At 68.0% G+C, this 12,662-nt stretch carries 9 protein-coding genes and 1 tRNA gene; 3 read left to right on the top strand and 7 right to left on the bottom strand.

The window, feature by feature from the left end; genetic code table 11:
* Positions 1–383: 383 nt before the first annotated feature.
* From TBIS_RS17940 to TBIS_RS17950, 3 genes are all read right to left on the bottom strand, one after another.
* Positions 384–2,066, bottom strand: coding sequence for a serine/threonine protein kinase (locus TBIS_RS17940; RefSeq protein WP_013130293.1), 1,683 nt, complete (start codon positions 2,064–2,066; stop codon positions 384–386).
* Positions 2,026–3,744, bottom strand: coding sequence for a serine/threonine protein kinase (locus tag TBIS_RS17945; RefSeq protein ID WP_013130294.1), 1,719 nt, complete (start codon positions 3,742–3,744; stop codon positions 2,026–2,028). Before TBIS_RS17945 ends, TBIS_RS17940 begins: the two co-directional genes overlap by 41 nt.
* A 779-nt stretch (positions 3,745–4,523) precedes the next feature.
* The gene (locus tag TBIS_RS17950; protein WP_050760368.1) at positions 4,524–5,066 is read right to left on the bottom strand and encodes an ATP-binding protein; all 543 of its coding nucleotides are present in this window, start codon (positions 5,064–5,066) and stop codon (positions 4,524–4,526) included.
* A 722-nt stretch (positions 5,067–5,788) separates the two neighbouring features.
* Here TBIS_RS17950 and TBIS_RS19625 point away from each other — a divergent pair.
* The 3 genes from TBIS_RS19625 to TBIS_RS00145 all read left to right on the top strand — a co-directional run bounded on the left by TBIS_RS19625 (position 5,789) and on the right by TBIS_RS00145 (position 6,856).
* On the top strand, positions 5,789–5,908 hold the full coding sequence (locus TBIS_RS19625) for a DLW-39 family protein (protein WP_013130296.1): 120 nt from the start codon (positions 5,789–5,791) through the stop codon (positions 5,906–5,908).
* Between the two features lie 39 nt (positions 5,909–5,947).
* Entirely contained in the window at positions 5,948–6,664 is a 717-nt protein-coding gene (locus TBIS_RS00140) for an HAD-IA family hydrolase (protein WP_013130297.1), read from the top strand.
* A gap of 119 nt (positions 6,665–6,783) precedes the next feature.
* A tRNA-Ala gene (locus TBIS_RS00145) sits at positions 6,784–6,856 on the top strand.
* A gap of 238 nt (positions 6,857–7,094) precedes the next feature.
* On the opposite strand, the gene TBIS_RS00150 is transcribed toward TBIS_RS00145, so the two are convergent.
* The 4 genes from TBIS_RS00150 to TBIS_RS00165 all read right to left on the bottom strand — a co-directional run bounded on the left by TBIS_RS00150 (position 7,095) and on the right by TBIS_RS00165 (position 11,783).
* The gene (locus TBIS_RS00150; protein WP_013130298.1) at positions 7,095–7,943 is read right to left on the bottom strand and encodes a hypothetical protein; all 849 of its coding nucleotides are present in this window, start codon (positions 7,941–7,943) and stop codon (positions 7,095–7,097) included.
* Positions 7,944–7,970: 27 nt separating this feature from the next.
* Complete coding sequence (locus tag TBIS_RS00155; RefSeq protein WP_148231409.1) at positions 7,971–8,321, bottom strand: hypothetical protein; 351 nt, start codon at positions 8,319–8,321, stop codon at positions 7,971–7,973.
* Positions 8,322–9,254: 933 nt separating this feature from the next.
* Entirely contained in the window at positions 9,255–9,749 is a 495-nt protein-coding gene (locus tag TBIS_RS00160) for a hypothetical protein (protein ID WP_013130300.1), read from the bottom strand.
* A gap of 186 nt (positions 9,750–9,935) precedes the next feature.
* The gene (locus TBIS_RS00165) at positions 9,936–11,783 is read right to left on the bottom strand and encodes a hypothetical protein (protein WP_050760369.1); all 1,848 of its coding nucleotides are present in this window, start codon (positions 11,781–11,783) and stop codon (positions 9,936–9,938) included.
* Positions 11,784–12,662: the final 879 nt, after the last annotated feature.

Genomic DNA, 12,662 nt, shown 5'->3' on the forward strand with positions numbered 1-12,662 from the left:
GCCGTGAACGCGACCGATGCACCGTTCCAAGGCGGTGGCGCTGCCCCGAAGACCGCCGCGGTCGGCTGACACATGGACAAGAGGGGCGGCTTTGACTCCGGGTCCGGGGCGGCGGCTCCGGCGGGTTCTGACCCGGCCATGGCGCGGGCGGTGGCGGAGCTCGCCGGTGCATGAGCTGCGGTCCACCCGGCCTGCACTCCGCGCATGGACCGCGGTTCACATCTGCGGAGATTGTGTGTGGAGGGCGCCGCCGCGTTCGCCGGGCGCGGGGCCGTACCCGGCGGCGGGGCTCCGGCGGACGGGGTGATCGGCTTCCCGCGTCCGCCAGAGCCGCTCGCCGCTGAACGGCATCGCCCCCACATCAGAGCCCGACGCGGTCGAGGTCACTTGGGGAACCTGAACGATCTGAGAATGTCGTCGACCTGGGCTCTGCGCTCGGCCGGCAACTCATCGATCAAAATGGTGAGCCGGGTCACCGGAAGCACCAGGATCTCGGTCTCGACCGTCGTGCCGCTCTTGCAATAGCTCTTGGCCTTCCGATAGTAGGCTTTGCGGTCCCCGATACGGTACAGGCCGGACTTGAGCATTCGCCCGGGCCGTGCGAGCGGGTCGGACTCCCCGCACGGGCCATAAGGGTTCCGAGTACCGGTGATCTCGTCTGGGTCGCTGATGTCTTCCAGCCGGAATTCTCCGGCATCGTCCTGCCAGGGCCAGATCGCCATGCCGTATTGATGGCAGAACCAGTACTCGTCGTCCTCCTTGTCTTTAGGACGCAGGCAGAAGGCGTTGATGTCATGCGTGTTGTTAGGGAAGTACATCCAGTCGTCCGGCAGGACGAACGAATAGCCTTGCACCATCGTCACCCTTCGGCCGGCACGCGCAGAGGGCGTCGGGGACGCGGTGACCGGAGAAGCCGGCGCGGTTATCGAGGCCTCCGCAGGGATCGCGGTCGGCTGACCCGCGGCTGCTGGGCTCTGCACGGCACCGGCGACGGGTGATGCCGGGGGTTGCCTGCGCGCGGCCGCCTGCTGATCGGTATCTCGACCGGCTCCGAATACGGTGACCGCACCGATCAACGCCGCGCATGCCACCGTCACGGCGACCGCCAGGCCCAGGCTCCGCCATGGCCGCCGCCGACCGGGAACGATCCAATCCGTCTCCTCCGGCGCGGGCATCACCCAGGTCTGGTCGAGAAGGCGGGTGACCTCCTCCTCCGCACTCCCGGATGCCTCTGCGTCCGGGCGCCAGATCCGGCTCACGGACTCGAGGAGGTGGGCCGCGTCGGGCCGCTCGCCGGGATCCTTCGCCAGCGCCTTCGCCACGAGATCCTTTAGAGGCTCCGGCACTCCTTCGAGGTCGGGAGCGTCGGTCAACACGCGCATGGCGATGACCTCCGGCCGCCCTCTGCCAAAGGCCGTCCGGCCCGTGGCCGCGTACAGCACGAGCAGGCCCCACCCGTAGACATCGGCAGGCGGCCCTACCTCGGCACCGCGATACTCTTCCGGGCTGATCCAGCCGGGTGATCCGACGAGCACTCCAGTACGGGTAAGGCTGGTCTCGTCCACCAGGCGAGCGATGCCCATATCGACGAGACGCGGGCCGCTCGGGGAGAGGATGACGTTGGACGGCTTCAGATCGCGATGCACGACTCCGGCGGCATGCGTCGCCTTTATCGCCTCGGCAAGGCCCGCCGCGAGCGCCAGCAACTGATCGCCGGTGAGCGGCCCCGCCGCTGTGACGTGCTGTTCCAGCGTCGGCCCGGGGACGTACTCCGTCGCGAGCCATGGCCGCTTCGCATCGACGTCCGCGTCGAGCAAGCGCACCGTGCAGGTGCCCGCAACGCGTCGCAGGACCACGACCTCACGGGCGAAGCGGGCGCGGAACTCACTGTCGTGCGCCAGCTCGGGGTGCACCAGCTTGACGGCCGCACGGCGGCCACGGGCATCGATACCTGCGTACACGACGCCCATGCCGCCCGCGCCGAGGCGGTGCGTGATGCGGAACGGACCGACGCGACGCGGCAGGTCATCCGCGTCTTGCACTGCGGAGTAAGGACCGACGCCCATGGCTTACGTAACTTCGATTACTTGGCGCTACCGGATTTGTTAATCGTCCCTGGTATTCGTATTTTCTGCCGAATGATCCAACGATGAGGTTCATATCCGATTCGGCGACACGGTGCCCGATGATCAGGCTGTCCAGTGCGCGAATATAGGCGGAATATGCCGTGAATGTTCGATCATTCTTACATATAACCTGGTACTTTCGGAATTCGTATGCGTGGCCAACGTTGTTAAAGCGCAATTCGCGCTGGTCAACGGAGATTCCGTGCATATCAGCACAGTAGGTTCCACCTAATGAAAATCCCAAGGGGAAGGTATGCTCCGGGATATCGAGGTTGATTTCCCGCCCCACCCCGACTCCGTAGGCGATGATCACCCCACGCGCTGCGCAGTCCGGCGAATCCGGTGGGCGAACGCAGGTCTCGCCACCGCTCGCGCCAGCCTCTTTCGTGACCGTCCAGCCGGGTGGGTGCAGGAAGAGCCACCCGTCGGCGCTCCGGGCTCGCACCGCGTACCGCGTGGCATCGCTCGCCGGGGTGGTCCCGCTAGCGGACGCCGTGACGGTCGATGACGGCGTCGACACGGGCGAGGTGGATACCGCCGGTGGGGCGGACAGAGCGGTCCCGCGCACCTGAGGCTGCGCCCGAGGCCCGGCCTCTGTCGCGACCGGCCCACCCGGCAGCCCGGTGACGGCCAAGGCGCCCGCGCCGAGCACGGCCATGCCCAGCATTGCGGCCAGTGCCGGCACCACGAGCCGGCGGCGTGCGGGTGCGGGGACTCGCCATTCCGGTTCGTCCGTCGCGGGCATGACCCACGTGCGTTCCAAGAAACGGGTGACATCCTCGGCCTCCGCTTCCACGGCCCGCCATGCGCGCCGGCACCCCTCCCGGATGGCGGCGAGATCCGGACGGCGCTCCGGTTCCTTGGCCAATGCGCTGCGGACCAGCTCATCCAGAGGGGCGGGAACGCCGCTGACCTCGGGGACCTCGGTGAGCACCCGTGTCGCGAGGACCTCCGGGCGTCCGGTGCCGAAGGGCGGCCGCCCGGTGGCGGCGTACAGCACGAGCAACGCCCAGCCGTACACGTCGGCGGCCGGTCCCACCTCGTCCCCCCGATACTCCTCCGGGCTGATCCAGCCGGGAGAACCGACCACCATCCCGGTGCGGGTGAGGCTCGTCTGGTCCAGCGCCCTGGCTATGCCCAAGTCGATCAGCCGCGGCCCGATGGGCGAGAGGATGAGGTTGGACGGCTTCAGGTCCCGATGCACCACATTGACGTCGTGCAGCGAGCCGATGGCCTCGGCGAGCGCCGCCGCGAAGCCGATCACTTCCTGCTCGCCGAGCGGGCCCTGTTTGGCGATCCGCTGGGTGAGCGTCGGTCCCGGGACGTACTCGGTGGCCAGCCACGGCTCGGCGGCATCGGGGTCCGCGGCGAGCATGCGGGCCACGAACTCGCCCTGCACACGCCCGAGCAGAGCGATCTCCCGCCGGAACCGTTCCCGAAACTCACGATCACGCGCCAGCTCAGGGTGGACCCGCTTGACCGCGACCCGGCGCCCCTGGTCGTCCACCGCCGCGAAAACGGTACCCATGCCGCCGACGCCGAGACGGTGCACGAGCCTGTAGGGGCCGATGACGCGCGGATCGTCCTCACGCAACGGCGTGGGTTCTTGATCAGCCATGGGCACACCCCTACGGCCGACCTGGACAACCGACGCCCATGTCCGCGTTGGTGCAGCGGTAGGCCCAGATGCGGATGTCCGGCCTTCTCCCCAACTTCGCTTGTCGTGATCTAGTGGACTTAGCGTAGCAGCAGCACTCGTGAACTAACAACACACATCTGTTGGGTGCAAACCAGAGTCTCTCGGGTGAGGAGGGGTGAGATCCGGAGTAGGTCGTCGTCCACCGGGCTGAGCGCGATCGGCTCGACATGCTGCGCAGCTACAAGAACAGCACCCCGGCTCGATTACCGGAACGGGGGTGACCATCGGGGCGGCCGACCGCAACCACAACCTGCCGATCGATACCGGCATCTTCCCTACTTCGACGGCGAGACATACGGGTATACCGGCTCGCCGTGAACCCCCTGGTCCGCCCGGCTCGTCTGTAACGGGTGAACCGGGTGGTGGCGCGCGGGGCCCGCGGGCTCCGCGCCGTCGTGGCCGGCGGTGGGCCGGCCTCGCGGTGCGTCGGTCGGCCCGCCCGGCCTGGCGGTCGCCGCTCCGGCCGGGGGCCGGGGTGAGCCGGACGCTCCGGCGGGCTGCGCGCTCGCAGGGATTCCTTATAAGAAAGCGGTCACGTGCGAGCAGCGGTCACGCGCCGGGTGCCGCCGATGGCTCGGGGACGGTGGCGGTGTTCCGCGGCGTACGGCACGGCACGGCGGCGAGGGGGCCGGCGGTGGGCGACCGGCGGCCGCGGCGACGGGTCCGGCGGGTGGCCGGCCGCTGCGACGGAGGCCGGGTCAGGTGGCGCAGGTGAAGCCGGGCCGGGCGGGGGACACCGTCCGGCGGACGCCACCCGGCGGCATGGAGGCCGGCCTCGCGGGGGCGCCGTAGGCGGGGGCGGAGACCGGTTGGGTGCGTACGACCGCGGGCGGCACCGCGGACTCGGGAGGCGGAGGAGCGGTGAAACTCGCCCAGACCGCCTTGCCCGTGGGGAGCGGGCTCCACCCCCAGCGTTCGCTGATCCCGGCGACCACCTGCAGGCCCCGGCCGGTCTCGGCGGTGCGGTCGAGCGACCGGGGACGGGGCGGTTCGCTGCTCGGGTCGAGGACCATGCAGAGCAGGGAGCGGGACACCCCGAACATCAGCAGGCGGATCGGGGTCAGGTGGGCGGTATTGCGCAGCCCATGGTTGATCGCGTTGGCCACGAGCTCGCAGACCACGAGCTCGACATCGTCCCGGACGTCCGGCATGTCCCAGCGGCGCAGCACGTCGACGACGAATCGCCGGGCCGTCCGCGGGGCGAGGATGTCGGTGCCGAGCTCGCAAACGGCGACGCGCACGTCGCCCCGTTGGCCGTGCGAGGTCCACGGCCAGGGCGTTTTGCCGGAAAAAACCTGTTTGAGGGTGGTCAGCCAGCGTTTGTGCCCATCGGGGGTTAATTCAGGATTTGAGACATGGGCTGTCCGATCAGCGGTCATGGGGGAGCCCTAAGGACGGTGCGTCGCCGGAAGCAGGGGATGAGAGGGTGCAAGTAAATATTGCTACCGCTGGTACCTCTGTGCAACTTCAGATGCACGTGCAGCTATGCGTGGTCGTTAGTGAAATTTTGACTAAATTGACGGATGGGGCACTTCGGGTGCCTGTGAAGCGGCGAAGATGCTGTTCTGTAGGGTGTTGCGGTGATTAGCCCGTTTTAGCTAGTCCGGCGGCACCGGTGTAATCCGGCCGTACGGCAGGGCGGGCCGCCACCCGGATCACGGCCGGTGAGCGGGGTTCCGCCGGGCCATAACCAGCGGGAAGACGCGTGTCCGAAATCTCATCAAGCGTCACTTCAGCACATCGGATTCCCAGGGTTAACATGGGCGGGACCTGGGCATTCTGTCCTCGGCATGCTGCCGGATGAGCCGGAGATCGCGCCGATGGAGGATGTCGGCAATCGGCGATTCGGCTCGTCCGATATGCCGGCCACCGGAGCCGGACGGGGAAGCCTTGCTAGGCTGCTGAGACGTGAGACTGGGCGCTGTCTCACGAGAGTGAGACCGTCGAGAAGTGGGGTCAGACCGTGAAGAAGCTGCTCGTTCTGGCGTTGGTCGCCCTCGGTGGGCTGCTGATCTGGCGCAAGGTGCAGGCCGACCGTGCCGAGCTCGACCTGTGGACCGAGGCCACCGGCAGCGAGAACTGACCATCAGGGATGGTGCTGGATCGTGGTAAGGGTACGGGGATGGCACCCGTGACACTCGCCTGCCTCGACCTGGCAGGCACCACGATCGGTGACATCGACATGGTGGAGCGGGCGTTCGCCGAGGCGATCGCCACGCAGGGCATCGTTCCCGGGACCAGTGCGTATGCACGGGCCATGGTGCATGTGCACAGGTCCCGGGGCTGTCCCAAGATCGAGGTGTTCCGGGGGATCTTCCCCGGGAACGAGGCCCAGGCGCAGGCGGCGAACCTCGCGTTCGAGCGGTCCTTCGAGAGCGCGCTCGAGCGAACCGGGCTGGTCTCCCTCCCTGGGACGGTCGAGGCGCTCGAGAAGCTCCGCGACAACGGGATCAAGATCGCCCTGATCAGCGGTTTCAGCCGGAACACGCTGAGCCGGGTGCTCAGCAACCTGAGCTGGGCCGACATGCTCGACCTCGCGCTCTGCCCGGAGGACGCCGGACGCGGACGCCCCTACCCCGACATGGTCCTCACCGCCGTTCTCCGGCTCGGTATCGACGACGTACGGCAGGTCGCCGTGGTCGGCGACTCGGAGAGCGACATGCTCTGCGGCCGCCGGGCCGGCGCCTCGCTCGTCGTCGGCGTGCTCACCGGCGTCCACAGCCGGGAGCGTCTCATCAGCGGCGGGGCGACCCACATTCTGGACTCCTTCGCCGACTTCCCCGCGCTGGTGCTCGACAGCGAGCCCGACACCCCGGAGACGGTGACCTCGGCGCGCTGATCCGCCGGCATCCGGATTCGCCGGCCATCGGAGTATCGATTGGCGCCGGGGCACGGGCTGTTGCTACCGTGGAGGCCCGAGGGCTGGCGATCTACGTGTTGCGTGGCAGCGCTCACCCAGGGGCCTTAGCTCAGCTGGCAGAGCGCCTGCTTTGCAAGCAGGAGGTCAGGGGTTCGACTCCCCTAGGCTCCACCGCAGTCAGAGGCCGCTTCCCCGCCGGGAGCGGCCTCTCCGCTTTCAGCGGATGTCGGTATGGCCGCCACCGCTTCCGCAAACGGGTGACGAGCTCTTCTCCGATCGCGGCCGGCCATCCCGCATGCCGACGGGGTACGGATCGGACCGGCGGACATGCGAGCGTGCGGCTCGACGGTCGGCCGTTGAAAGCGAAAAGCGCGGTGCCCGCGGGCACCGCGCCTTCCTCTGGGTCAGGTCACGAGGCCGGGCAGGGCGGGGGCGTGAAATCCAGGACCCTGCCACTGACATTGTGAGAGGTGATCATCAGCCTCACCCGCATCAGGTCACGCGCCGTCAAGGGGGAGCTCTCCAAGCGGTGCGAGACGGTGACCGTGCTCGGCCCGGTGGTCTCGAACGACCCGGGCACGGTGAGCTCGCCCTCGTTGAAATCCCATCGGTACTCGACGCGGACCGGACCGTTCACCTGGACGGGAGAGCTGAAGGTGATCGCGGGCCCGTATCCGGGAGTGCCGCAGGCGGACAGATCGATCGACCTCTGGATGTTGAGGATCGTGATCTGCAACGGCTGGCACTCCACCTGCGTCTGCGCCGTGGCGGACACGGCCGGGTTCGGCGAGCTGATCTCGATCCACCGCTGCACCGGGCCGCTGGCGGTCACCTCCACGCTGTGGGAGACGTTCTTGGTCAGCGGGTCGCCCTCGGCGAAGGTCAGCGTCTCGGTCGGTCCCTGAAAGTCCGGGCCCATCCAGCGGTACTGCACGGTGGTGCCGCCGGGCTCGATCCGGTTGACGCTCACGGTGCCGGTGAAGACGCGGGTGATCGGGCAGGCACCCGTGTAGTCCTCCGGCGCCGTCGCCGATGCCGCCGTCTCGACCGGAGGCGCGGGCGGCTCCGGCTCCTCGCACGTCACCTGATAGGCGTTGTGCGCCGAGCGGCCATAGCGCGGGGAGACGATCTCCAAGGCCACCCAGCCCTTGTGACTCTCGTTCGGCTTGAAGGTGTAGGAGATCCTCTTGTCGCGGATGACCTTGACCGTGCCCTTGCCGACGACCCTGCCGTTGTGCACCCACCGGTACTTCACCACGGTCGGGCGGAAGGTCTTGATCAGGCCCTAGGCCGTGACGCCGCGGGACGGCGGGCACACACCGGTGTAGTCGGGCACGTGGACGTACGCCTTGACGAAGTCCGGCTTCTTCCCATGTCCCGGCTTGCCCGGCTTGAGCCGCACAGGGAGCTGGCAGGACACCGCGAAGTACGTCTTCCCGGTGGTCACCTTGCGCGGCGACAACAGCTGGAGCGCCATCCAGCCCATGGCGCTCTTCTTGAAGGTCACCTTCTTCACAAAGGTGACGGTCTTGATGCCGTTGCCCTTGACGGTCGTGGTCTTGACCGCGCTCTTGGCACCGTTGCTGAGCACCCAGCGGTAGGCGACGGTGGTCTTACCGCGAACCTTCAGCCGCACCTTCGCCGAGAAGGTGAGCGTGGCCGGACAGCGGCCGACATACCGTTGCGGTGACACCGTGGGCGTCTTCACCGACACCGCCGGTTTGGCCGGAGCGGTACCCGCCGCCAGAGCGGTACCTGCCACCGGGGCGGTACCCGCCGCCAGGGCCGTACTCGCCACCGGGGCGGTACCCGCCGCTGCGGGAGTGGCCAGGAGCCCCGATGCCAAGGCGGTGAGCGCGGTCACGCCGGCGGCGGCGAGCCGGGCTAAGCCTGTGGAGATCATGGGGGAAGCTCCATTCACAAAGGAGTTCTGTGGAATCCACGGGATGACTTTGGAACGGTCGAGGATGTGGCTCGGCGTTCCGGACGGTCAGGATTCGTCGCGCCGGTTGCCCATTGAGTCGGCCGGCAGGGGCATGCATCGTCCGCCACCGCGACCGGCCCCACTCCGCTCCGCGGTGGAACGCCTTTCCGCTGGAAGTCCAAGACGATCATGGGGTTGCAGCAGACCTCCGGGCTTCCTCGCACGATCGACGCGACAACGGTACACCCACCGCTCCATTTAGGAAGGACTAAGACCTCATTTCGGGACGGAGGACGCTGGCCGGTAGGTGTCTTTCCTTCTTTACTTACCGGAGTCAGGATTCGACATCACCGGCTTTTCCACAGGTCAGAGGCCGTTCCGCTCGTGCGCAGCCGCTTGATTCCAGCATTGCCCGTTTTCAGCAGAAATAGGAGCAGGCCGCCCGGGCAGGGGCGTACGCGCGCCGGTGGACACGGTGGGGCCGGAACACCCGGCGTCTCGTACGGTCGCCCTGATCGGTGGCCGTGGCGGAAAGCGGACAAACGGCCGTGCCGGCGAGGATTTCCCGCGAGGGGAATCGTCGGCCCTTCAGAGGGAGGGGATCGTCGCCTCCTCGGTGGTACGCGGGCGAACGTGGCCCGGCCGTCACGAGCGGGGAAGTGAGGCACGCATCCTGTGGATGGCCCGTAAGACGTCATCACGGTTCTTGGCCGACGTCACCCATGCGGGCAGCCGGGCCAGCATGCTCAGCGAACCCGGTACGGCACGCCGCTCCCTCAGCCGTGCCGCGACCCAGGACTCCAGCAGATCCAGGTGCTGGACGTTGTAGGCCCACAGGACATGGCCGCGGCAGCCGGCTTGCAGCCAGAGCGGAAGCCGGAAGAAGGGGTCGACCGGGCCACCGAACAGGAACTCGGAGAAGAACTCGTCCTTGCCGAACCCGCATGCCCGGCAGCGGAGCCGCCGGCGGCCGCTCAAGGCGCTGCTGAGCTCCGGTACGCGATCGGCGGCATCGAGATCCCGTAGCACGAGCGCGCACCCACCGCAGGCGGGGCAACGCACCAGGACGGTGTGGGTCAGCTGCCAGACGTGGATCCGCGGATCCCGGAACCGGCCGCCGGCCTCGCCGCCGACACTCACTCGATCATTATCCGGTGCTCGTGACCGGGAGAGCGGTCTTCCGCATGGATGCGTGCGATCATGCGGCGACGCGACCTGCCGGCATCTCGTGCGCGGCAGATCGTGACGGCTGATCATCCGGCTTTTCCTAGTCGGGCACCGCCTGGCGCCGGACGAGCACCCGAGCGACGGCATGCGCGCCTCAGGTCAGGACGGCCACGGCCGGTCCGAGACGTTGTCCAGCAAAGCGATCCCCGGATTGCAGTCGCCGGCGATGATCCGGCGACCTGCCGGGCCTGTCTCGACCAGGATGAACGCCGTGGTGGGCAGGGACTGCAATGTCGTGGGTTCCACCATGTATTCGTAGACCCGTGACATGGTCCGCCCGACGGTCTCCGAGTCTGCGGTCGCCCACTTGCGGGTTTCCTGCCAGCTCCGTGACCATGATTCGCTGGTCGAATGGTGACCGCCGCCGCTCTTCGTCGTGCCGTCGGGTCCTCTGCTGGTCGACCAGCTGCTGCCCCAGCTCTCCCCTTCTTGATGCTGTACGCCCCACGACTCCGCGCCACCGGTGACGAGCGTGCGACCGACCTGCTCGGTGATCTGGCTGAGCGTGAACCTGAACCCACGCCCGATGTAGTCCGCGGCCGTCGTGGCTTCTTGGTGGTTGCGCAGGCACATCAGGAACGTGGCGCTGTCCGTCCCGCCCATGAGCTGCTGCAGCTCACCCCGGAGATGCTCGATCAGCAGCACTAACCGGACATCGGCCCTGCGGGCGTACTTGGTGATCGCCTCCAAGGTCTGGAGGCCGAGATGGTCGGCGCCGGCGACCACGACGACTCCCTGGGGCTCGCGGTTGGACAGCGCGCGCACGAGCTCCTGTGCCAGCACGTGATCGGTGAACTCCTTGCGGCGTCGGTTGTTGTCGAAGGTGGCCACTATGGTCAGTCCGCGCAGGTTCCACGGCGAGTCGTACCCGGTGCCCGGCTCCGTGCCGTCTGACGCCATCCGCCGCGCCCCGCCGTCCACCGCGAGGAGATGCAGGGTGTTGCTCAAGAAGCGAAGTTCTTTCAGGGTGAATTCCGATTGGCCGAGGGTGCCGGCATAGGCCGACAGCCGTTCGACCTCCGCGCTGTGCAGCGGACCGCCGCCGGAAGGCTCGTAGGCCCCCTGCAGTACGGCCAGGCCGGCGGCGATGCGGGTGAAGGAAAGGGGACCGGACAGTCGCTGGAGCACCGCGTTGAGCAGGTCGGCATGGAGTGCCCGGGCGTCCGCGTGGTTCGTGGACTGCCGCAGGCCGTGCACCGCCTCGGCGAGCAGTTCGGCGCACTCGTCCGTGCTCGCGGTGGCGAGCAGGTCAATGCGGTGCAGTTCGTTCGGTAGCGCGATCCGGTTGACGGGGATTCCCCGTACCGCGGTGAGAGCCGCCAATCCTCCGCCGACGTCGTGCTCGGTGAAATCGAGCAGGACCAAGTCCTGACGGGCGCCGAGCAAGGAACCGCCTGCCGTGGCCAGCAGGCTCGCCCAGCCTTCAGGGGTTCCGCCGAACACGTCGACCCTGGAGGGTGCCGAAACGAGCCGGATGGGATACCAAGAAACGGCGGTCTCCCATCGCCGCCGCTCGGCCTCGTCATACGCCGCAACGGCCTGTTTCCAGTTCTGTACGGCAACCTGGTACTGCGCGAACGCTGCATCACGCACTTTCCGGTATTCGTGCTGCAGCTGGTCGATCCGCTGCTTGTTCAGGTTCGGCCGAATGAACCACTGGAAGCCGAACCATGCGGCGACAGGGAGCAGGATGAACATCAGCGGCGGAAGGGTCGCGCACGCGAGCATGGTGATCATGTAGCGGATCCGGTCCTTCCGCTTCGCCTCCGCCTCCTGTTGCGCCTGCAACAGGTCGACCAGCTCCTCGGGCAACGGAGGCTCTTGCCACACCGGCTCTTGGTCAAGGTAAGGGTTTGCCCGGATCGGTTCCGGCTCGCGGAACTCGAACCCCCATCGCTCATCAGGCACGAACAGCCGGTCCGCCAGCTGCATGTTCAACTCAGCCACCTACTCCCGCGGCCCGACGACTCCGCTTCATTCGGTTCCGGACACCTTTTCTGATGAATAAGGACTATCCGCTTTTCTGGGCAGGCTGCGTTTCACCGCTCTCGATTAGTGACTCAGGACGTACGGCAGAAGCCGGCTGTCCTGTCTGGAATGCTTGGTTGACCCCGCTTATCAACTCTTGAAAATACTGACCATTTAGGTTCACGTCTACTGTAAGTGCGCCCGGTGGGGGAGCCGCCTCACATGCGGGAAGTCAGCGGTTCGGCTCCCTTGGCTTCGACTACATATCACCGCTTTTGGCCTTTTTGTCGTCAATCGAGCCATTGCGGGTTTCGAGGGCGAGGCTTCCGGCCGGGCGCGTGTCCGGCTCTGTGGCGCGCTTATCGTTGTCCCTGGATGTGGCCGCGCCACAGGGGTGTGCGCCGGCCGTACCGATCGAGAGCCGAGGAGCCAGGAGAGTGCCTGCCATGAGCGGTGAGCCCTGGCCGGCGCCTGGTGCTCGGTGGCCCTCTCGCCGGCACCCGGTGGACCGGCGCGTGCCGGCGGCCGCCCCGCTGATCGCCGTGCTCCTTTCCCTGATCGCCGTCGTGTTCGGCGCGGTGTCACCGGCGTCCGCGACCGCCGTACCGGCCTCCCCATCGGCCGTTGCTCCGGTGCCGGGACGAGCGCCGGCCGCCGCCGCGGCGACACCGGCCACCGCTCCCCACGCCTCCCCGCCCGCATCCCCGGCACGGGAGCCCGCCGCCGCCGTCTCTCCGCCCGCATCCGCGGCAGGGGAGCCGGCCGTCGCCTCCGTCTCCGTATCCACGGCAGGGGAGCCGGCCGTCGCCTCCGCGCCACCGGCCGCGGCGGCCGCCGCACCCCAACCCCGCGAGGCTC

The sequence above is a fragment of the Thermobispora bispora DSM 43833 genome, from assembly GCF_000092645.1.
Lineage (GTDB): Bacteria > Actinomycetota > Actinomycetes > Streptosporangiales > Streptosporangiaceae > Thermobispora > Thermobispora bispora.

What these genes read in the sequence shown, in the direction of transcription:
- TBIS_RS17940 (WP_013130293.1), bottom strand. Translation starts at nt 2,066, where the DNA reads ATGGGCGTCGGTCCTTACTCCGCAGTGCAAGACGCGGATGACCTGCCG.
- TBIS_RS17945 (WP_013130294.1), bottom strand. Translation starts at nt 3,744, where the DNA reads ATGGCTGATCAAGAACCCACGCCGTTGCGTGAGGACGATCCGCGCGTC.
- TBIS_RS00140 (WP_013130297.1), top strand. Translation starts at nt 5,948, where the DNA reads ATGGCACCCGTGACACTCGCCTGCCTCGACCTGGCAGGCACCACGATC.